A 19991-nucleotide genomic window follows, 5' to 3' on the forward strand; every position below is an offset into this window, starting at 1 on the left:
TAATACACCACTCCACCCACCACCCCTCCCCCGCGTCCCCCCCACCGGTTCAGGGCAATATTGGTCTTTGCCTCGCGGGCGGGCGGGGGGGGGGGGGGGCCCCCCCCCCCCCCCCCCCCGACATGAAGGACCCCTTCAGCACCCGGCCACCACAGAAAAGCCGGGCGCCAGCCCACAGGGAGGTCGACGGGAGGGCAGGCCACCCATCCATGCCAAAGAACCCCGAGACCGAATCGTGAGCCCCCTCCCCGGGACTTGCCCGTCCGGCGAGGCCCCCCGGAGGGCAGCCCACTCTTGCCAAACCTCAACACGCCCGACCACAACCACTAGGCTGGTACGCTCCAGTACCACCGAGGAGGGAACGTGGGCCGGGTCGAGAACGTGGTCAAGCCGGTTGTCCGGTGGGGGCTCATGCACGGCCTCCCACGTGTCGCGCTCCTGGCCGCCGCGCGCAAGGGCGACCTCCAGGCGCGCCTGTTCGCGGGCTCGGCGTCCGGGTCGACGGCCGAACTCGACGGCCTCTTCGGCGAGATCCGCGCCCAGGGACCACTGCACAAGGGCGCCTTCTCCTACCTCACCGCGAGCCACACCACCGTCAAACAGGTCCTGACCAGCAACGACTTCCGCAGCGGGATCGCGCCGGACTCGGACCGGCTGCCCGGGCGGCTGGCGGGCTGGTCGGCGGTGGAGTTCATCCACCCGGTCGCGCCGCCGTCGTTGCTGGTGACCGAGCCGCCGGACCACACCCGCTACCGCAAGCTCGTCACCCGCGTGTTCACCGTGCGCGCGGTCGAGGAGTTGCGCGGACGGGTCGAGCAGATCGCGAACGAGCTGCTCGACGCCATCGACCCGGCCGAGCCGACGGACCTCGTCGAGACGTACTGCAGCCTGCTGCCGGTCACCGTCATCGCCGAGATCCTCGGGGTGCCCGCCTCGGAGCGGGAGCGCGTGCTGCGCATGGGGACGGCCGCCGCGCCGAGCCTCGACATGGGGCTGCCGTGGCGGCAGTTCCGCGCGGTCGAGGCCGCGCTCGCCGCCTTCGACGCGTGGCTCACCGATCACCTCGACCACCTGCGCACCCACCCCGGCGACGACCTGCTCAGCAAGCTGGTCGCGGCCCGCGAGGACGGGGTCGGGCTGGACAATCGCGAGCTGCGGGCCACGGCCGGCCTCGTGCTCGCCGCCGGGTTCGAGACCACCGTGAACCTGCTCGGCAACGGCGTCGCCCTGCTCCACGACCACCCCGGCCAGCTCGACGCGCTCACGGCCGACCCGTCGGCGTGGCCGAACGCCGTCGACGAGATCCTCCGGCTCGACCCGCCGGTGCTGCTGACCGGGCGGACGTGCCTGCGCGACACCGAGGTCGCCGGGGTGACCGTGCCGAAGGGCGCACTGGTCACCACGATCCTCGCCGCCGCGAACCGGGATCCCGGGGTGTTCAGCGACCCGGACCGGTTCGACGTGCGCCGCGACAACGCGCGCGAGCACATCGCGTTCTCCGCCGGCCGCCACTACTGCCTCGGCGCCGCCCTGGCCCGCATGGAAGGCGAGGTCGGGCTGCGGACGCTGTTCGCGCGGTATCCGAAGCTGCGGCGCCTGCCGGGCGCCACCCGCCGCGGCACCCGCATCCTGCGCGGCTTCGAGCGGCTACCGGTCCGCCTCGACGGCTGACCCCGCCAGGGTCACGTCCAGGAACGCCTGCGTCGCGGGCGTGATCGGGCCGGAGCGGTGCACGAGCCACTGCGGCAGCCGCTCCCTCGGCGAGAAGCGGTACACCTCCGCGCCCGCCCGCTGTGCCAGGTCGCGCCAGCCGTCCGGCATGAGGCTCGCGCCGATGCCGCGCAGCACCATCGGCAGCACGACGCTGCGGTCGCCGACCTCGGCCGCGATCGTCAGGTCGCCGACGCTGCCCGCCAGCTGGTCGAACAGGGTCCGCACCGCCGTGCCCGGCTTCGTCACCACGAACCGCAGCCCGCGCAGGTCCTCCCGGCTCACCGCGCCCGCGCCCAGCCCCGTGTCCGGCGGCGCGACGACCAGGAACTCCTCGTCCCGCAGGTGGTGGGTGACCAGTCCACGGCCGGCCGGCCGCTCGCGGCTCGCGCACACCCCGATCTCGCAGCGGCCGTGCAGCACCATCGTGACCACCTCGGCCGCGGACAGCGCGGACCGGGTGCTGACCATCACGCCCGGATGCCGGTCACGCAGCGCCGCGACCGTGCTGATCACCGGTTCCAGTGCCGACGACGACGTGGCGGCGACGTCGACCCGGCCCGCCGCGCTGGTGCCGACCGCCTGGGCCGTCGCCCGCAGCGCGTCCATGTCCCGCAGCACGAGCCTGGCCCGCTCGACCACCAGCTCGCCCGCGTTGCTCAGCACGGCGTTGCGGCCGACCCGGTGGAACAGCGCCACGCCCAGCTCGTGCTCCAGCTTGCCGATCGCCCGGGACAGCGACGGCTGCGCCACCCGCAGCGCGCGGGCCGCGTGGGTGAACCCGCCGTGCTCGACGATCGCGACGAAGTACTCCAGCTGCCGCCGTTCCATAGCCGCACGCTATCGGAGTGGTGCCCCAGATGTCTTGGACGTGATCGTCGCGTGGCCGCGATACTCGGTGGATGTTCACCACACGGCCGACTCTGCAGGGCACGTTCGGCATGGTGTCGTCCACGCACTGGCTGGCGTCCGCGAGCGCCATGGCCGTGCTGGAGGACGACGGCAACGCCTTCGACGCGGTGGTGGCGGCCGCCTTCGTGCTGCACGTCGTGGAGCCCCACCTCAACGGCCCGGCGGGCGAGGTGCCGATCATCCTCGCGCCCGCCGGGCAGACCCCGCGGATCCTGTGCGGACAGGGGCCCGCGCCGGCGGGGGCGACCATCGACCACTACACCGCGCTCGGCCTCGACCTCGTGCCCGGCACGGGGCCGCTCGCGGCCGCCGTGCCCGGCGCGTTCGACGCCTGGCTGCTCCTGCTGCGCGACCGCGGCACCAAGACGTTGCGTGACGTGCTGACCTACGCCATCGGCTACGCCGAACGCGGGCACCCGGCTGTCGAGCGCGTCGGCGCCACGGTCGAGACCGTGCGGGAGCTGTTCGAGACCGAGTGGACCACCTCGGCCGCGCTGTACCTGACGAACGGCAGGTCGCCCGCCCCCGGCTCGTTGCTGCGCAACCCGGTGCTCGCGGCGACCTGGCAGCGGCTGCTCACCGAGGCGGAGGCCGCGGGTCCCGGCCGGGAGGCGCAGATCGACGCCGCCCGCGCGGTGTGGCGGGAGGGGTTCATCGCCGAGGCGCTCGCCGGGTTCGCGACGCGGCCCGCCATGGACACCTCCGGTGAACGGCACGCGGGCACGCTCACCGGCGACGACCTCGCCGCGTTCGCCGCGCACTACGAGGACCCCGCCACGTTCACCTGGAACGGCTGGACGGTGGCGAAGGCGGGTCTGTGGAGCCAGGGGCCCGTCTTCCTGCAACAACTCGCGCTGCTGCCGTCCGAACTGGACTACGGCACCCCCGGCTACCACCACACGCTCATCGAGGGCACGAAGCTCGCGATGGCCGACCGCGAGGCGTGGTACGGCGACAGCACGGACGTGCCCATCGAGACGTTGCTTTCCCCGTCGTACAACGAAGAACGCCGTGCGCTCGTCGGCGAACGGGCCGCGCACGAACTGCGCCCCGGACGGCCGGGCGGCCGGGAACCCCGGCTCAGCAAGCACGTCACCCGCGGCGCCGACGTGCCCGTCCCCGCGGGCGCCGGGGAACCGACGGTCGCCAAGGACGGCCGCACCGACGGCGACACGTGCCACGTCGACGTCGTCGACCGCTGGGGCAACATGGTCGCCGCGACACCCAGCGGCGGGTGGCTGCAGTCCAACCCGGTCGTCCCCGAACTCGGCTTCCCCCTCGGCACCCGGCTGCAGATGACGTGGCTCGACCCCGGCCTGCCCAACTCGCTGGCGCCCGGCCGCCGTCCGCGCACGACGCTGAGCCCGTCGCTGGCGCTGCGCGACGGGGTGCCGGTGATGGCGTTCGGCACGCCCGGCGGCGACCAGCAGGACCAGTGGAGCCTGCATTTCCTGCTCGCCGTGGCACTGCGCGGGAAGGTGCGCGACGGGCTCGACCTGCAGGGCGCGATCGACGCGCCCAACTGGCACACGGAGAGCTTCCCGAGCTCGTTCTACCCGCGCGCGATGGTGCCGGGCGGTGTCACCGTCGAGGCCGGGATGGACGACGACGTGATCGCCGGGCTGGAGCGCCGCGGCCACGTCGTGACGGTCGGTGAACCGTGGTCGGAAGGGCGGTTGTGCGCGGTCGCGCGTGACCCGGAGACCGGCGTGCTGGCCGCGGGCGCGAACCCGAGGGGGATGCAGGGGTACGCCGCGGGCAGATGACCCGAACGCCTTGACGCAACCATCGGGTTGCAATAGTGTGGCAACCGTTGGGTTGCTACACGATGGAGGCATGACATGGGTTTCCCGGATCGGATCGAGCGCGTGGTCGAGCTGAAGCAGCCGCGCGAGAAGGTGTGGGCCGCGCTGACCACGGCCGAAGGGCTGGCCTCGTGGTTCGGCAACGAGGCGAGCATCGACCTGCGCCCCGGCGGTGCGGTGTCGATGAGCTGGGACGGTGGTGACACGGCCAGCATGCGGGTCGAGCGGGTCGAGGAGCCGTCGGTCTTCGGGTTCACCTGGCACATCTACGGGCTGCCGGAGGAAGACCCGCGTCGCACGTACGTCGAGTTCACGCTCGAGCAGGAGGGCGGTGGCACCCGCCTCACCGTCGTCGAGACCGGGTTCGCGCAGCTGCCGGACGACGCGCACGAGAAGGCGTTCAGCGGCAACACCACTGGCTGGGCGAGTGAGCTGGGCGACCTGGTCGCCTACCTCGACGCCGCCTGAGATGTCCGCCATGGAGGCGGTCGCCGAGCAGGTCTTCGTGGCGCTGGCCGACCCGACGCGGCGGAGCATCCTCGCCGCGCTCGCGTCGGGCGGCCCGGCCACCGCCACCGACCTCGCGACGCGCCTGCCGATCACGCGGCAGGCCATCGCCAAACACCTCAACCTGCTGACCGAGGCCGGGCTCGTGGCCGCGGAGCCGGGGGAGCGGCGCCGCGTCCGCTACCGGCTGCACTCCGCACCGATGCGGGTCGCACAGCAGTACCTGGCCGCCCTGGCCCGTGACTGGGACGGCCGCCTGGACGCACTTCGAACCCACCTGGAGGGATCATGAGCTACACGACCACACTCACCGTCGACCAGAGCCCGGCCGAGGTCTTCGCCGCCGTCACCAACGTGCGTGGCTGGTGGTCGGCGGAGATCGAGGGCGCCACCGCTGCCGCCGGTGACGAGTTCGACTACCACATGAAGGACCTGCACCGCTGCCGCATCCGGGTGACCGAGGTGGTCCCGGACCGCCAGGTGACGTGGCTGGTGCTCGACAACCACTTCGGCTTCACCGCGGACAAGACGGAGTGGATCGGCACCACTCTCACGTTCGAGATCGCGGAGACCGGCAGCGGCACCGAGGTCCGCTTCACCCACCACGGCCTCGTGTCGGCGTACGAGTGCTACGACGTCTGCGTCAACGCGTGGGGCTTCTACGTCGGCACGAGCCTGTGGGAGCTGATCACCACGGGCACGGGCAGGCCCAACGCGAACGGGCGCCACCAGGTGCCGGAGGAGGCGGTGACCCGGTGAGGACACCACCTGTCGTCTCGGCGGATGAATGGCAGGCCGAGTGGGAACGGTTGCTGGTCAAGGAGAAGGAGCTGACCCGGGCCCGGGACGCGATGGCCGCGGCCCGGCGGCGGATGCCGTGGGTGGCGGTGGAGAAGGAGTACGCGTTCGAGGGCCCGTCCGGCCGGGCCACCCTCCTGGACCTGTTCGCGGGCAGGCGGCAGCTCGTCGTGTACCGCGCGTTCCTGGAGCCGGGCGTGGAAGGCTGGCCGGACCACGCGTGTAAGGGCTGTTCGCTGGTGGCCGACCAGGTCGCCGACGTCCGCCACCTGCACGCCCGCGACACGTCCCTGGTGTTCGCGTCCCGCGCGCCGCAGCCGGACGTCGACCGGGTGAAGGCCCGCATGGGCTGGACGATGCCCTGGTACACGATCCTGGACGACTTCGACACCGACTTCGGGGTCGACGACTACCACGGCACGAACGCCTTCGTCCGCGACGGCGACCGCGTCTACCGCACCTACTTCGTCAACAACCGCGGCGACGAGGCGATGGGCAGCACGTGGTCCTATTTGGACATCACGGCGCTGGGCAGGCAGGAGGCGTGGGAGGACTCCCCGGAGGGCTACCCGCAGACCCCGCCGTACGAGTGGTGGAACTGGCACGACGCGTACTGACGCAGCGGGACACCTCGTCAGTTGTACGGCATCTGCGGGAACCAGCCGAACCCGAAGATCGACGGCACCCGCAGATCCCAGTACACGACCGTGAACACCCCGAGTGCGAGCAGCAGCGTCCCGCTGACCAGGCTCAGCCGCCGGGGCGATCCGGCCAGCCAGCTCAGGAACCGCCCCCGGGTCGCGAGGATCAGCACGGCGAACAACGCCGCGACGATCGCGATGTTCCCGACCGACTGCAACGCGAACGTCGCCGCCCCGTACAACGGGTTCCCGGTGTCCGCCGCCCAGTTGAACAGCTTCACGAACAGCGGATACGGCCGGCCGATGAGAAACGCCCCCACCAGGGCCCCGAGGAACACCACCCGGGCCATCGGCCGGCCGGCGAACACGTCCCGCACGACCCCGAGCGCCGCCAGCCCCAGGTAGACCAGCGCCAGCCCGACGAGCCCGAACACCACCGACGACTGGAGCAACCGCACGGGCATCTCGCCGACCGAGGCCGTCGACAGCTGCGGCAGCGTGTCGCCGAGCAGCACCCCGACGAACCCGTACGCCGCCGACACCGTCACCATCCCCGCGGTGAACGCCCCCAGCGGCCGTGCCAGTGTCCGCAACAGCGCTCGCGACGTGCCGGCCCGCTGCCGCTCGCCCGCCTGGCTCATCGGCCCGATCGACGCGGCCATCGCGATGTTGCACGCGGTGAACGTGCCGGCGAACCCCGAGACGAACGCGAACAGCAACCCGGCGCCGGTCCCGACGATCGGTGTCTCCTTCGCCTCGTGGCCCAACAGGGTGTTCGCCACGTTGTCGCCGATCACGCTGTCCACGAACTCGTACGACCACAGTATGGCGAGCAGGATGCCCGCCGCCACGCTCGCCGCCACGGCGCCGCCGTTGCGGGTACGCTGTTCGGGATCGGTCACCACGTCGGTCATGGGCGTCTCCACCTCCGGCTGGACTGGTGCGTACTTCGAGAGTCGACCAACGCGGCCACGCTGACAATCGGCCGAACGACGCCAATCCAGCCGCCGTCCAGCGACCCTCCAGCATCAGTCCACTGTGGAGAGAAGGCTGCGGACGAGGGTCACCGTCCGCTCCTCGGTCACGGACGCGCCTCCGGAGCGGGCGAGGTCGGTGACGACGTTCAGTGCCGCGTGGACGCGGAACCGGGTCGCGGCGGGTGGTTCCGCTCCGTCTACTTCGGACAGCAGGCCGACCCACGTGTCGACGTGCCGCCGCTGCGCGACCCGCAGCTGGTGGCGGTCGGGTGCGGGCAGGTTCTCGCTCTCGGAGACGTACACGGCGGTGAGGTCGGCACCGTCGAAGGTGATCCGCACGTACGTCTCCACCAGCTGCCGCAGTGCCTGCGCCGGTGTGCCCGCGTCGACCAGCGCCGCGGCTGTGGCGAGCTCCAGACGGCTCGTGGCGCGGTAGTAGGCGGCGGCGAGCAGGTCGGCCTTGCCCGCGAAGTGCGTGTACACGCTGGAGGCGTTGATGCCCGCCGCCTCGCCGATGTCCGCGATGCTCACCTCGTGGTACCCGCGTTCGCGGAACAGCCGCACGGCCTCGGCCAGCAGGCGTTCACGGCGGGGGAGCAGCGCGAGCCGCTCCGGGTCGTGGTCGCGGGGCCCGTCCCCGCGCGGTTCGGGCAGGTCGATGGCGAGAACGGTCCGGACGCACGCGGTGAGCACGCGTTCGGCCGCCGCCCGCGACAGGCTCGCCCGGTGCGTCGACGGGCTCGCGATCACGCTCAGCGCGGCCGTCACCAGCGTCGCGGCGTCCCGTTTGGACAGTGCGGGCCTGCTGTCGACCAGCTGGTCACGCAGCGCGTGGACCGCGCCGTCGAACCGTTCCGCCACCCTCGGCCGCGCCTCGGGGGACAGGTGGCGGCCCTCCCACTGGTAGAGCCGCGCGACGGACCGGCGGTCGAGCGTGTACCGCACGAGCGCGGTCATCGCGGCGTCGAGCCCGCCGGCCGCGGCGACGGTCTCGGCGAACGTGTTGCCGAGCTCCTCGGTGGCCGCGGCGAGGATCGCCTGCTTGGTGGGGAAGTGCCGGTAGATCGCCGGGCCGGTGATGCCGACGGCCTTGGCGATGTCCTCGACGCCGACGTTGTGGAACCCACGGGCGCAGAACAGCTCGGCCGCGGTGAGCGCGATGGTCGCCTTGCGGTCCTTCGGCCGTCGGCGCTGGCTGGGCTCCATGCTCGGGAGTGTATCGCCAGGTCGGGAGAGGGGATTGTCCAACATGCCTTACACCTGCCAAGATGGCGTCAGAAGTTAGTCGCGATTCGGCAGGAGCAACAATGGTCACGGCCGATGAGGTACAGGCGGCGCTCGGTTCGTGGACGGTCACCCGGTTGCTGCGGCGCAACGCCGCGGTGCACGGTGACCGGCCCGCGCTGACCGGCGCAGACGGGCGCACGATGACCTGGCGGGAGCTGGGGGAGGAGGTGCTCGCGGTCGCGGGCGGGCTGTCCGAGCTCGGGTTGCGGCGTGGTGACCGCATGCTCATCGCCATGTCGAGCCGCCCGGAGCACTGGGTCGTCGACTTCGCGGCCGTCGAGCTGGGAGCCATCCCGTGCACGACGTACGCCACGCTGAGCCCCGAGCAGATCAGGCAGGTCGCCCTGCACAGCGCGGCGACCGTCGTGGTGCTCGAAGGTCCGGCCGAGCTGGTGCGCTGGGGTCCCGCGCTCGCCGAGATGCCGGGTCTCAGGGGTGTCGTGGTCGTCGACGAGGCCGCGGGCACGCACCTCCGGTACGCGGACCTGCGCGCGTCCGGGCACGACACGGCGCTGACCGAGGCCGCTCAGGACGACCCGGTCGCGATGATCTACACGTCCGGCACCACCGGGGACCCGAAGGGCGTCGTGCTGTCCCACCGCAACGTGCTGTACCAGTGCGCGCTGCAGGAGCTGGTGCAGCCGACGCCGGAGCACCCGAGGACGGTCGCGTACCTGCCGCTCGCGCACATCGCGGAACGGGTGCTGGGCATGTACCTGCCGGTCTACTCGGCCGGGCACGTGACGATCTGCGCCGACCCGACCCAGCTGCTCCCCACCCTGAACACCGTGCGCCCGCAGGGGTTCTTCGGAGTGCCCCGGGTCTGGGAGAAGATGGCGGCGGGCGTCCAGCACATCCTGTCGACCTTGGACGACGAGCGTCGCGCGGTGATCGACCGGGCGCGTGAGCTGGCCGCCGAGGCCTACCGCGTCCGCGCCACCGGTGACGAGCTGCCCGCCGAGCAGGCGACGGCGTTCGAGGAGACCGACCGGGTGGTGCTGCGCCCGTTACGTGAGCGGCTCGGGCTCGCGGAGGCGGTCCGGCTCGGCAGCGGCGCGGCGCCGATTCCGGCGCAGGTGCTGGAGTTCTTCGGCAGTCTCGGCATGCCGATCATGGAGGTCTGGGGACTTTCCGAGACCACGGGCGCGGCCACCAGCACGTTCTCCGACCGCTACCGCGCGGGCACGGTCGGCCTGCCGATGCCGGGCATGGCGGTCCGGCTCGCGGACGACGGCGAGATCGAGGTCCGCGGCCCGCTGGTGTTCCTCGGCTACCTGCAGGGGGACGGCCGCATCGAGCCCGCGACGAACGCGGACGGCTGGCTGCCGACCGGTGACATCGGCACCGTCGACGACGACGGGATGCTGCGGATCACCGACCGCAAGAAGGAACTCATCATCACCGCGAGCGGCAAGAACATCGCGCCGAGCAAGGTCGAGTCGCTGCTGCGCGCACATCCGCTGATCGGCTACGCGGTGGTGGTCGGCGACCGCCGCCCGTACCTGACGGCGGTGCTGGTGCTGGACGAGGAGGCGGTCCCGGCGTGGGCGGGTGCGCACGGTTTGTCCACTGTGGAACTCAAGGACCTCGCCGCGGAACCGGTGGTGCGGGCGGAGATCGCGGCGGCGGTCGAACGCGCGAACGCGGCGCTGTCGCGACCGGAGCAGGTGAAGGCGTTCCGCGTGCTGGACCGCGCGTGGGGCCCGGAGAGCGGGGAGCTGACCCCGACGCTCAAGCTGCGGCGGCGGGTGATCGAACAGCGCTACGCCGACGTCATCGAGGAGCTCTACGCGGGCTGACCGCGGCTCAGGAAAGCTCCTCGCACGACAGGGCGTCCGCAGCGGACGCCGCTCCCCGAACCCACTCGACGTCCCGGAACGTCACGTCCAACGCCCCGTGCCCGTACACCAGGAACGGCGTGTTGACGACCGATGCGTCAAGACCGGCCTCGGTGAAGCACCGCACCGGGATCGTCACCCGCGCCCGCTCGCCCGCGGACAACCCGCGGAACACCTCGGTGAGCGGCAACTCGGCCCCGCACGGATACCGGCAGTGCGCCGCCACCGACACCGCACCACCCGCCGACGCGTGCACGACGACGTCGAACCGCAGCGCCCCGTCGTCGACGAAGGACGACAGGTCCACCGCGTTCACCGACTGGAGGTAGACCTGCCCGGGCGCGGCACCGCTCCACGTGACCCGCAACCCGTCGGACACCTCCGCCGCGACCGCGGTGTGTGCCGCCCGCCCACCCAGCACCTCGGTCCCGTCCCACTTCTCCGCCGACGCGACGTACCCGCGGTAGGGGCCCGCGAAGTCGTCGTCGAACACCACCAGCGGCCCGGACCGCGCCTGGGCGACCGCGTGGCCGTCGTCGGGGCCGAACACCACCAGCGCGGCCACCAGCGTCGCGACCAGAACAACCACGCCGGCGGCCGCGGGCAGGAGCCACCGCCGCCGCGGCGCCGGAGCGGGCGGGGGCGGGGGAACCGGAACAGGCGCGGTCGCCGTCACCGTCGCCGCAGGCGTCGCCGTTGTCGCCGCCCCGAGGGCCACCGTGTACTTCGGATGCTGCGACACCCGCACCGGCGTGCCGAACTCCTCGTGCACCGCCTGCGTGACCAGCGGGATCCGCGACGAGCCGCCCGCGAGCAGCACGGCAGAAAGGTCGTCCGTGCGCAACCCCGCCGACTCGATCGTCCGCCGCAGCGCGTCGGTCGTCAGCGCCACCGACGGGCGGATCGCGTCGTTGAACTCCCGCCGGGTGACCGTCACCTCACGTGGCCCGGACGGCAGCGGTACGGCCACCGTCACGTCCGGCTCGGTCGACAGTTCGACCTTCGCCCGCACGCACCGCGCACGGATCGCGGCGAGCGCACCCGCCGCGGCCGGGTCGGCCGGGTCGAGTCCGCTGATCGCGCCGTCCAGCCGCTCGTCGAGGTGCGCGAGCAGCGCGTCGTCGAAGTCCATGCCACCCAGGTGCTCGACGCCCTCGGGGGTACCGAGGATCTCCATCGCGCCGCCGCGCATCCGCAGCACCGTCGTGTCCAGGGTGCCGCCGCCCAGGTCGTACACGGCGACCACCTCGCCGTCGCCGAGCGTGCGTTCCCGGCTGTAGTGCCGGGCCGCCGCCTCGGGCTCGGTGAGCGGTTCGTGGTCGCCGAGCCCGGCCAGCCTGGGCACCTCCGCGAACTGCTCCCGCCGGTAGGGCCCCCAGATCGCCGGGCACGTCAGCACGACCGACTCCGGTGGCGCGGCCATCGCCCTGGTCACCTGGTCCAGCACGTCCCGCAGCTGCGCGGCCATCAGCGCCGCCGGTGAGTAGGCGGCGCCGCCCAGCACGAGCGGCGTCGGGTCGCCGAGCCTGCGCTTGAAGCCACGCACGAGCCGGGCCGGGGTGCCCGCCGCGGCCTGCATGGCGGCGTGGCCGGTCAGCAGCTTCCCGTCGGGGGTGTGGCAGGCGACGGCGGGGACGACGATCTCCTGCGACAACGCGACCATCCGCGTCCCGTCGGCGGTCCTGACGGCGGCGGCGGTGAACGTGGTGCCCAGGTCGACACCCACCGTGTAGCGCACGACACCTCCCTGTGACGGCCACACGTCATCAAAGCAAACCAAAGCAAGTAAAGTCAATCAGACGCAATCGCAGATTGATTACCGCATGGGGCAACACACGAACGGTCAGGGGAGGCGCGCTCGAAGCAGACCGACAGCGTCGAGCCCACGTAGCCGCCGAACAACGGGATCTCGTGGTAGCCCTCGCGGCGGTAGAACCGCTGGGCGTCGGGCTGTTCGGTGCCGGTCTCGAGGCGCAGCGTGCGCCAACCGCGCTCGGCCGCGGCGGTCTCCAGTGCGCGCAGCACGCTCGTCGCGACCCCGGAGCCGCGCCGGTCCGGGGTCACGTACATCCGTTTGATCTCGGCGGCACCCGCGTCCAGGCGGCGCAGCGCACCGCACGCGACGGCCACGCCGTCCGCGTCGGCCGCGACGAGGAAGACGTCCACGTCGGCCGCCGTCGGCGGGGGACCGGGCTCGTGGTCGTCGCTGCCGTAACGCGCGTCGAGCTCCGCGCGCTGCCGCCGCCGCAGCTCGGCGCCCGCCGGGTCGTCCCACGGCCGCGCTTCGATGATCCAGTCCGGCACGCTTACTCCTCTCGTAACATCTGTTACCGTAACAGTTGCTACGAGAGATGGTGAGGAGTCGCGACGGATGTCACGCACGGCCGATCTGCCCGCCCAGCAGGAGCGGCTGTCCCGCGCGGTCTGGGACGTCCTTGCCGGACAAGGGATCGAACGCCTCACCATCCGCGCGGTCGCCGCGGCGGCAGGCTGCACGACGGGCCTCGTCATGCACCGCTTCCCGAACCGCCGCGCGCTGCTCCAGCACGCGCGGCAACTCCTCCACGAGCGCACCCGCGGCCGTGTCGAGGCCCTCGAGGCGGCGGCCGCGACCCCGCGGGACGCCCTGCGCGCGGTGCTCGCGCAGGGCATGGCGCTGGACGAGGAAACCGCCAGGGAAAGCGTCGTGTGGGTCGGGTTCCTGGCCGCCACCGTCGGCGACGAGGAGTTGGCCGCCCTGCACCACGCGAACAACGCGGCCTGGCGGGACCGGATCGGCAGGCTCGTCGCGGCCGTCGCCCCCACGTGGCCGACACCGCGCGTGACGACGACCGTCCTGGCGTTGGTCGCGATGGTCGAGGGTGCCGCGGCCCTGGCCTCCGCCGACCCGGCCGCCTACCCGCCCGAAGCGCAGGAGGCGATGCTCGACGCCACCCTGGCCGCCTTCGACCTGTAGTTACGTCACTCCGCCGGGCCTGCGTACAGGTACGCACCCGGCAGCCGTGGGTCCGCGACCAGCCGCACCGCCTCGCCGACCCGCGGGATGCGCAGCTTCGACACCAGCGTCCGCAACGCGAACCGGCTCTCGTCGGCGAACTGCACGACCAGGTCCACGACCGGGTCGAAGTTGACCAGCTGCCCGGTGTCCTCGATGGACACCACGGTCGCGGGAACCGTCGGCACGCCCGACGCGACCAACGCCTGGACGTCCACGCCGTTGTTGATCGCGCCGACGGCGCCCTGCAGCCGGCTGAAGTCCTCGTCGCCGAGGAACGCCTTCGTCACCCGGCCGTAGAACCCCTTGCCGCTGGCCACCTTGTTCGCGATCTCGACACCGCGCTCTTCGCGGCTCTTGCGGTTGCCGAACAGTCCCATGACATCCCCTTGTTCGTCTCAGCTCGTCTCGCCTTGTCGACGAGGGCGACGCTATGGGGACGTCGTGTCAACCGATCACAGCTTTCGCGGTCACGCCTCGGTCAGGCTGCCGTCCGCCAGGTGCTCCTCGACGGACTTCGGCAGCAGGTACGCGGTGCCGCCGCCCGGCTGGTTGTGCCACGGCACGGTCTGCCCCGACAACGTCCGCAGCTCCCGCGCCACGCGGAAACGGTTCGGCCCCTGCTGCTCGCGTTCCGCACGCAGCGACATGGCGGAGAACTCGGTGCCGTCCGCGAAAGTCAGGTTTCCCGCGGGCTGGCCGTAGCGGACCAGCTCACGACCCGGCATGAGCACCGCGATGTGCTTGTGGGACAACAGCGTGAGCGGTGGCTCGCCCGGCAGCGGCTGGACGGGCCAGTCGTTGAGCGCGTGCGCGGTGTTGCGGTCGCCGCCGCCCGCGCGCAGCGTCGACGGGATGATCGACAGCGAGCCGAGCAGGTAGGCGCCCGCGTCCCACAGCTGCGTGAACCGCTGCGGGTTGCGCGGCTTGCCCCGCTCGTAGTCGGCGACCTGCCACTGTTCGCCGACCCGTTCGAGGCACATCGCGCCTTCCGCCGAGCCGAGGATCCGGTAGGCCTCCGGCAGGGCGCCCGCCTCACTGACCCGCCGTTCGATGATCGCCAGCACCCGGCGGTCGCGGTCGGAAAGCTGCCCGGGCTCGGCTTGCGGTGCGGCTGCTTGCGGTGCGGCTGCCTGCGGTGCGGCCGCGGGGGCCGCCTGCTGCGGCCGCGGCTGCGGGATCTCGCCGGTGAGCGCGATGTACGCGGCGTCCTTGACGTCCTGGTCGAGCCGCGGCGGGGTGAACCCCTGCGCGCGGATGTGCGCGACGAGGTCCGTCTCGGGCGGCACACCGTGCTTGGCCAGGTAGTGCGGCACCGACGCGGGCCAGATCCACGTGCCGTCGGTGTGGAACGCGGCGGGCACGTCGGCCGCGCTGTCCGGGACGAACAGGTCCTTGTCGAAGCCGCGGCCACCCATGATCACGTGTGCGGTGTTGAGGTACTCCAGCACGCCGGCGACCTCGTTCTCGGGCACCGGCGTCCGGTTCACGACCGGGCGGCCGCTCGGGTCGCGGTAGTCGAAGATGCGCGCGTGCCGGAACCGGCCGGCGACCTCGGCCACCCGCTCCGCGTTCGGCAGGACGGTCTTCATCCAGTCCGCGACGTTGGCCGGTGTCCGGGGGAACATCTCCAGCTCGTCGAGCACGGCCGTGCGAGGCGGCGCCTGCGCCCAGCGGGGGTCTTCCTTGTACAGGTAGTTGACCGAGATCTTGATCGGGTACTCGACCACGGTGCTGGCCGCGTACCAGGTGCCGACCTCCTCCTTGTACATGCCCGCCCGCAGCGGCCGGAAGAACTCCACCAGCTCGCGCGGCGCGTCCCACGGCCGGAGCTGGCCGTCGATGCCGAGGATGTGCCCGACCAGCTCCTCGTGGTTGCCGACGGCCCGGTACATCACCCTGATCTGGTCCCGGTCGGCGGGCGCGCGCACGACCAGCAGGTCGGCGATCCTGCGCTGCAGGTCCCGCTGTTCCTCGAAACCGAGCGGCGTTGGGCGGGTCATGAAAGGAGGTCCTCCTACCAGGTCAGTTCGTTTCCGGTTGGCCTGTCCTGGCCTGTTCGATCGTGCGCCGGAGCCAGCCGGGGACCGCCTCCGCGGGCCGCGGATAGGTCGCGAGGTCGCGCTCGAAGTACGCGGGCGCGATCGGCGGTTCCCACAGCGGGTCGTGGTCGTAGTTGTAGAAGATACGGAACTCGCCCGGCGGGTTGATCACGTACCTCGCCGACAGCCAGGCACCGCGTTGCTGGTCGTACATCAGCTTGCGCAGCTCCAGCAGCGCCTGCCCGGCCGCGGCCGGCGGGTCGACCTCGGGGGTGGACATGTCGGACATGATCACCGTGAGGCCGAAGTCCTGCACCCCCTCGGCGATCTTCGCGATCAGGTCGATCCGGCGCCAACCCTGCGGCGCGGCGCCGATCAGCGCCGCACCGATCTGCTGCAGCAGCTCCTCGTACCGCTTCTGGCGGGCCTGCTCGTCCCAGGGCTCAGACATCGTGTCGCGTTTCTCCTGCTAGTTGTCGTAACGCCGGAAGTGCAGCCTGATCCTGCCACTGCTGTCCCGCATGACCCACCGCTCGTGCACGACGGTCGGCTGAGCCGGGTTGCCGGTGGTCGAGCCCTCGGTGACGAAGTCGTGCCACAGGTGGGTGGTGCCGCGGCGCTGCTCGCGCCCCGCCTCCATGTCCTGGCCGTACCAGGTCTCCCGGGACGGCTGCCCCTTCTGCGGCCGGTTCTCGTCGCTGTCCTGCGGGAACTGGTTCCGCGCGTCGGGTGCGCCGTCCGCCCCGGTCGGCCGGATGTGGCCGCCGTCGGTGCCGGTGCCCAGCGCCGCGATCAGGTCCTGCGCCTCCTGGCTGCGTGGCGCCGAGTGGCCGTAGGTGCGCTCGTCGGTGGCGTGGTAGGTCACGCCGTGGTCGTTCGTCACGTAGACGTCCTGACCGTTGATGCGCGTGACCGTGTTCGGCGGGAGGTTGTTGAGCTCCGGGTTGAGGTCGTTGACCAGGACGTTGTTGTTGGCCCCGGCACCCGGGCTCGACCACGTGTCGATCGCCACGACCCGCGCCGTGCCCGTGTTCGGGTCGGCGTCACCGGTGTAGAGCGTGGTGGTGCCGTGCGGCGTGGTGTGGACGATCTGGGAGTTCGGCGGCCAGCAGGCCCGGTCGGACAGCGCGTCGCCGCGTGTCGGCGGCCGGACCCGCGGGTCGGTCGGCGGCAGACCCGGCATGGGGAAGTTGACCGTGCCACCAGTGGGCGTCGGCGGGTTCCAGTCCGTGTACCGGGGCGGCAGCCCGGCGGCGTCGGTCGTGTAGACGTGCTCGGAACCACCCACCGCGACCCGGTAGGTCGTGTTCGGCTCCGGGTACGACGCGTCCGGGTTCTGGTCCGCGCCCGCCGCCTTGATCCCGTCGCGGGTGTTCGACACCTCGAGGTCGGCGTGGGTGATCGTGCCGTTCCCGTCGGTGTAGTACGTGCCCCGGCCGGGGACGTTGTACTGCGAGTTCGGCGTGAGCCCGGGCCGCCCGATCAGCCGCTCGCCGTCGCGCAGCGGCCGGTGCGGGTCGTTCTGGTTCGCCGCCGCGGCCGCGTTGTTGTCCACGGTGATCGTGTGCGGCGCACCGGGGTCGGTGGGCGCGGGCGGGTTCCACGGCGACTGGATCCGGCCGCGGTCCACGTCGTCGCCGAACCGCAACGGCTGGTCGCTGTCCTGCGTCGGCGTCGGGCTGGGCCCGTCGTCCGGCGTGCCCGAGGCGTCGCCGGTGGTGGCGGGGGACTGCGTGTCGACCGGCAGCCCGTTGCTGCCGGTGTCGCGCATGCCGCCGTCCGGGTCGAACGCCCGCCAGCCGCCGTCCGGCGGGATGGTCGGCCGGGCACGGCCGCGGTCGTCCACGCTGTCCACGCTGGACGAGTACGGCGTGGTGTTCTGCTCACCGGACCAGGACCGCTCGGTCGGCGCGATGACCTGCGCACCCGAGGCCCGCGCGAGGTCGGCGGCCAGCCCGTCCGGGCCGCGGCCCGCCTCGCACCCGTTGAGGATGATCGGGTCGGTGCCGTTCCAGCCCATGTGGCGGGCGAGGTCGGCGAGGTCCTGGCCGTTCAGCTGCTGGCCGTTGACGATCGCGTGCTGCCCGTCGCTGTGCACGTCGAGGATGAAGTGACCGTCGATCGGCGCGACCGCGTTCGCCGCGTTGCGGGTCCGGACGTCCGACTGGTCGAACAGCGCGCCACCCGCCGGGGTGCGGAAGCTGCTGTCGTCCGCGATCTGTCGCAGGTTGTCCGGCAGCGGCGGCGTCGTGTCCGTGGTGCCGGGCCCGTCGGTGGTGTCGGTGCCGTTGTGGGCGTCGTCCACCGAGATGGTGTCGTTGTTCGGCGTGCCGTCACCGCTGTCCCGGCCGAACGACTCGGGCAGCACCCGGCCGTCCGCGGGCGGCACGTGCACCTCGCGGATCGTGCCGTCGGCGATCAGCTGCGCCAGCTTGACGTCCTCCGGCAGCGTGAACTGCCGGCCACCGCCGGGCTGCCCCAGCGCGGGCGCGACGTCGGCGAGCGTCCCCGGCAACCCGTTCGGGTCGTCGACGATGTACACGTGGTAGCCGACCTCCGCGTTGTCCGGGAAGATCGCCCGGTCGCGGTAGTGGTACGGCTGCCCGTCCGTGCCCAGCGGCGACAGGAAACGACCGCTCTCGGCACCGAACCGGTCGAGCACCGTGCCGGGGGGAAGCGTGACCTGCCGCTCCGACCCGGCCACCGCACCGTCGTTCGGCGGCCACTGGTTGGACATGAACGTGCCGTCGGGCCGGTGGTGCGCGTTGAACTCGTCGCGCGTGCCGTGCTCGCCCCACGGGTTGTGGTCCGAGATGAGCGGCGCGACCCGCTGGTCGTAGCTGCCCATCCCGTTGGACCGGTCCCCGCCCATCGGGATGTACTCGCCCATGTCGGCGAAGTCGTGCTCACCCTGGCGGTTGCCGAGGTAGTTGAGCGGAACCCCGTTCTCGTCGACCTTCGGCCCGTCGTCGGTGTCACCCTTGACCGGCGGCCCGTCGCTGTCGGTGTCGCTGTCGGTGTCCGTGTCGGTGTTGTCCGGGGAGTCGGGCGTCGGACCGTCGGAGTCCTCGCCGTTGATCGGCGGGTCACCGTCGGCCGGGGTGCTGTCCGACGGGGTGTTGTCGTCGGGGGAGCGGGACACGTCCGGCTCCGGGGACCGGGAGACGTCCGGTTCCGGCGACGCGTCGGGACGCGTGTCCGGGGTGGCCGTGGCGTCGGGGCGAGGCCCGGCGTCCGGCTTCGGGCTCCCGTCGGGACGCGTCGCCGGTCCCGGCTGGGTGTCCGTGCGGTTGGTGGGGCCGCCGGGTGGGGTGTTGTCGGGCCGGTTGGTGGGTCCGCCGGGTTGGGTGCCGTCGGGCCGGGTGGTCGGGCCGCCCGGTTGGGTGCCGTCGGGCCGGGTGGTCGGGCCGCCCGGTTGGGTGCCCGCATCGGGGCGCGGGCCGCTCGGCGGTGTGCTGCCGTCCGGTCGGGCCGGGCCACCGGGCTGGGTGCCCGCGTCCGGTCGTGGTGCGGGGCCGCCGGGCTGCGTGCCGGGGCGGGCCGGTCCGCCGGGGGTGCCCGCGTCGGGGCGGGTGGGGGCGCCGGTCTGTGGGCGGTTCAGCCCTTCCGGGCTCGGGCCGAAGCCCTGGTTCGGGTTGGCGCCGGGGCCGAACGGGCGGGCACCCGGACCGAACTCCGGACGTCCGGACGGGCCGCCACCCTGCTGCGGACCGCCGAAGCCACCCGCCGCCGGTGGTGGCGTCGCGAAACCCTGGTTCGGCTGTGGCTGCGGCTGGGACGGGATACCGCGCTGGTCGGGCTGTGCGCCGCCACCACGCGGATCGGTGTACGTGCCCGTGTCGGCGAACGCCGAGGGCGCGGCGGTGCTCGCGTCGGTCGAGGAGTAGTGGGAACCGTCGCCGGGGCGGCCGCCAGGGCCACCGCCGGGCGCGCCACCCATGGGGGCGCCGCCCATCGGGCCGAAGCCACCTTGGTTGTGGCCATCCCCGCCGGGGGAGTTGAAACCGGTCGGCGTCGGGCCGCCCGGGGCGGGACCGCCGGTCGGGCCGAAGCCGCCACCGGGCGTGTAACCACCGGGTGCGGGGCTACCCGGGGTCGGTCCGCCAGGCGTGGGGCCACCTGCATTGGGGGCAGGCGTCGGGCCGCTCGGCGCAGGGCCTGCCGTGGACAGGCCGCTGGGCGCGGGACCACCCGGAGCCGGGCCACCCGCGGGCACGCCGCCAGGTGTCGGCCCGCCAGGCATGGGTCCACCGGCGGATGGCCCACCCGGGGTCGGGCCGCCTGCGGAAGGACCACCCACGGAAGGACTGCCTGCAGCGGGGCCACCCGGGGTCGGGCCACCCGCGGGCGGGCCACCCGGAGTGGTGCCGCCCGGGGTCGAGCTGCCGGGCGTCGAACCACCCGGTGCAGACCCACCGGGCGAGGAGCTGCCCGGTGAGGAACCGCCCGGGGACGAGCTGCCTGGCGACGAGCTGCCCG

Annotated in this window: 17 protein-coding genes; 8 read left to right on the forward strand and 9 right to left on the reverse strand. The window is 72.7% G+C overall.

Translation table 11 applies throughout. The annotated features are described in order from the left end of the window. Positions 1 to 411: 411 nt before the first annotated feature. Positions 412 to 1671, forward strand: coding sequence for a cytochrome P450 (locus ACIBVP_RS01875; protein WP_396104909.1), 1260 nt, complete (start codon positions 412 to 414; stop codon positions 1669 to 1671). Here the strand turns inward: ACIBVP_RS01875 and ACIBVP_RS01880 are convergent. Then, positions 1648 to 2541 (reverse strand): LysR family transcriptional regulator, encoded by an 894-nt coding sequence (locus ACIBVP_RS01880; RefSeq protein ID WP_396104051.1) that lies wholly within the window; start codon positions 2539 to 2541, stop codon positions 1648 to 1650. The genes ACIBVP_RS01875 and ACIBVP_RS01880 overlap by 24 nt on opposite strands. Before the next feature lie 71 nt (positions 2542 to 2612). Here ACIBVP_RS01880 and ACIBVP_RS01885 point away from each other — a divergent pair, with 71 nt between their 5' ends. From ACIBVP_RS01885 to ACIBVP_RS01905, 5 genes are all read left to right on the forward strand, one after another. Beyond that, the gene (locus tag ACIBVP_RS01885) at positions 2613 to 4388 is read left to right on the forward strand and encodes a gamma-glutamyltransferase family protein (RefSeq protein ID WP_396104052.1); all 1776 of its coding nucleotides are present in this window, start codon (positions 2613 to 2615) and stop codon (positions 4386 to 4388) included. Positions 4389 to 4463: 75 nt separating this feature from the next. Continuing rightward, the gene (locus ACIBVP_RS01890) at positions 4464 to 4895 is read left to right on the forward strand and encodes an SRPBCC domain-containing protein (RefSeq protein ID WP_396104053.1); all 432 of its coding nucleotides are present in this window, start codon (positions 4464 to 4466) and stop codon (positions 4893 to 4895) included. 1 nt (position 4896) lies between these two features. After that, positions 4897 to 5226: an ArsR/SmtB family transcription factor gene (locus ACIBVP_RS01895; protein WP_396104054.1), complete on the forward strand. Its 330-nt coding sequence runs from the start codon at positions 4897 to 4899 to the stop codon at positions 5224 to 5226. After that, entirely contained in the window at positions 5223 to 5693 is a 471-nt protein-coding gene (locus tag ACIBVP_RS01900) for an SRPBCC domain-containing protein (RefSeq protein ID WP_396104055.1), read from the forward strand. Before ACIBVP_RS01895 ends, ACIBVP_RS01900 begins: the two co-directional genes overlap by 4 nt. Then, complete coding sequence (locus ACIBVP_RS01905; RefSeq protein ID WP_396104056.1) at positions 5690 to 6349, forward strand: DUF899 domain-containing protein; 660 nt, start codon at positions 5690 to 5692, stop codon at positions 6347 to 6349. Before ACIBVP_RS01900 ends, ACIBVP_RS01905 begins: the two co-directional genes overlap by 4 nt. Positions 6350 to 6366: 17 nt before the next feature. Here ACIBVP_RS01905 and ACIBVP_RS01910 read toward each other — a convergent pair whose 3' ends face one another. Beyond that, positions 6367 to 7287, reverse strand: coding sequence for a hypothetical protein (locus tag ACIBVP_RS01910; protein ID WP_396104057.1), 921 nt, complete (start codon positions 7285 to 7287; stop codon positions 6367 to 6369). Positions 7288 to 7401: 114 nt separating this feature from the next. Continuing rightward, the gene (locus ACIBVP_RS01915) at positions 7402 to 8556 is read right to left on the reverse strand and encodes a TetR/AcrR family transcriptional regulator (protein ID WP_396104058.1); all 1155 of its coding nucleotides are present in this window, start codon (positions 8554 to 8556) and stop codon (positions 7402 to 7404) included. A 101-nt stretch (positions 8557 to 8657) separates the two neighbouring features. Between ACIBVP_RS01915 and ACIBVP_RS01920 the strand changes: the two genes are divergently transcribed. After that, entirely contained in the window at positions 8658 to 10436 is a 1779-nt protein-coding gene (locus ACIBVP_RS01920) for an AMP-dependent synthetase/ligase (protein WP_396104059.1), read from the forward strand. A 7-nt stretch (positions 10437 to 10443) separates the two neighbouring features. Here the strand turns inward: ACIBVP_RS01920 and ACIBVP_RS01925 are convergent, their stop codons facing one another. Both ACIBVP_RS01925 and ACIBVP_RS01930 read right to left on the reverse strand, forming a co-directional pair. Continuing rightward, complete coding sequence (locus ACIBVP_RS01925; protein ID WP_396104060.1) at positions 10444 to 12213, reverse strand: Hsp70 family protein; 1770 nt, start codon at positions 12211 to 12213, stop codon at positions 10444 to 10446. A 53-nt stretch (positions 12214 to 12266) separates the two neighbouring features. Beyond that, entirely contained in the window at positions 12267 to 12779 is a 513-nt protein-coding gene (locus ACIBVP_RS01930; RefSeq protein ID WP_396104061.1) for a GNAT family N-acetyltransferase, read from the reverse strand. A gap of 67 nt (positions 12780 to 12846) precedes the next feature. On the opposite strand from ACIBVP_RS01930, the gene ACIBVP_RS01935 reads away from it, so the two are divergent. After that, a complete protein-coding gene (locus ACIBVP_RS01935; protein WP_396104062.1) occupies positions 12847 to 13431 on the forward strand; it encodes a TetR/AcrR family transcriptional regulator in 585 nt (194 codons plus the stop codon). A 5-nt stretch (positions 13432 to 13436) separates the two neighbouring features. Here the strand turns inward: ACIBVP_RS01935 and ACIBVP_RS01940 are convergent, their stop codons facing one another. The 4 genes from ACIBVP_RS01940 to ACIBVP_RS01955 form a co-directional block, all read right to left on the reverse strand. Beyond that, positions 13437 to 13850 (reverse strand): hypothetical protein, encoded by a 414-nt coding sequence (locus tag ACIBVP_RS01940; protein WP_396104063.1) that lies wholly within the window; start codon positions 13848 to 13850, stop codon positions 13437 to 13439. Between the two features lie 90 nt (positions 13851 to 13940). Continuing rightward, positions 13941 to 15473 (reverse strand): TNT domain-containing protein, encoded by a 1533-nt coding sequence (locus ACIBVP_RS01945; protein WP_396104064.1) that lies wholly within the window; start codon positions 15471 to 15473, stop codon positions 13941 to 13943. Positions 15474 to 15495: 22 nt separating this feature from the next. Next, complete coding sequence (locus tag ACIBVP_RS01950; protein WP_396104065.1) at positions 15496 to 15963, reverse strand: hypothetical protein; 468 nt, start codon at positions 15961 to 15963, stop codon at positions 15496 to 15498. 18 nt (positions 15964 to 15981) lie between these two features. Next, the gene (locus ACIBVP_RS01955; RefSeq protein ID WP_396104066.1) at positions 15982 to 19467 is read right to left on the reverse strand and encodes a glycohydrolase toxin TNT-related protein; all 3486 of its coding nucleotides are present in this window, start codon (positions 19465 to 19467) and stop codon (positions 15982 to 15984) included. Positions 19468 to 19991 lie beyond the last annotated feature (524 nt).

The organism is Actinophytocola sp. NPDC049390 (assembly GCF_044466355.1).
Lineage (GTDB): Bacteria > Actinomycetota > Actinomycetes > Mycobacteriales > Pseudonocardiaceae > Actinophytocola.

Coding starts and splice junctions, on each gene's coding strand:
- ACIBVP_RS01875 (WP_396104909.1), top strand. CDS start 412: ATGCACGGCCTCCCACGTGTCGCGCTCCTGGCCGCCGCGCGCAAGGGC.
- ACIBVP_RS01880 (WP_396104051.1), bottom strand. CDS start 2,541: ATGGAACGGCGGCAGCTGGAGTACTTCGTCGCGATCGTCGAGCACGGC.
- ACIBVP_RS01885 (WP_396104052.1), top strand. CDS start 2,613: ATGTTCACCACACGGCCGACTCTGCAGGGCACGTTCGGCATGGTGTCG.
- ACIBVP_RS01890 (WP_396104053.1), top strand. CDS start 4,464: ATGGGTTTCCCGGATCGGATCGAGCGCGTGGTCGAGCTGAAGCAGCCG.
- ACIBVP_RS01895 (WP_396104054.1), top strand. CDS start 4,897: ATGTCCGCCATGGAGGCGGTCGCCGAGCAGGTCTTCGTGGCGCTGGCC.
- ACIBVP_RS01900 (WP_396104055.1), top strand. CDS start 5,223: ATGAGCTACACGACCACACTCACCGTCGACCAGAGCCCGGCCGAGGTC.
- ACIBVP_RS01910 (WP_396104057.1), bottom strand. CDS start 7,287: ATGACCGACGTGGTGACCGATCCCGAACAGCGTACCCGCAACGGCGGC.
- ACIBVP_RS01915 (WP_396104058.1), bottom strand. CDS start 8,556: ATGGAGCCCAGCCAGCGCCGACGGCCGAAGGACCGCAAGGCGACCATC.
- ACIBVP_RS01920 (WP_396104059.1), top strand. CDS start 8,658: ATGGTCACGGCCGATGAGGTACAGGCGGCGCTCGGTTCGTGGACGGTC.
- ACIBVP_RS01935 (WP_396104062.1), top strand. CDS start 12,847: ATGTCACGCACGGCCGATCTGCCCGCCCAGCAGGAGCGGCTGTCCCGC.
- ACIBVP_RS01940 (WP_396104063.1), bottom strand. CDS start 13,850: ATGGGACTGTTCGGCAACCGCAAGAGCCGCGAAGAGCGCGGTGTCGAG.
- ACIBVP_RS01945 (WP_396104064.1), bottom strand. CDS start 15,473: ATGACCCGCCCAACGCCGCTCGGTTTCGAGGAACAGCGGGACCTGCAG.
- ACIBVP_RS01950 (WP_396104065.1), bottom strand. CDS start 15,963: ATGTCTGAGCCCTGGGACGAGCAGGCCCGCCAGAAGCGGTACGAGGAG.
- ACIBVP_RS01955 (WP_396104066.1), bottom strand. CDS start 19,467: ATGGGCGGCGCCCCCATGGGTGGCGCGCCCGGCGGTGGCCCTGGCGGC.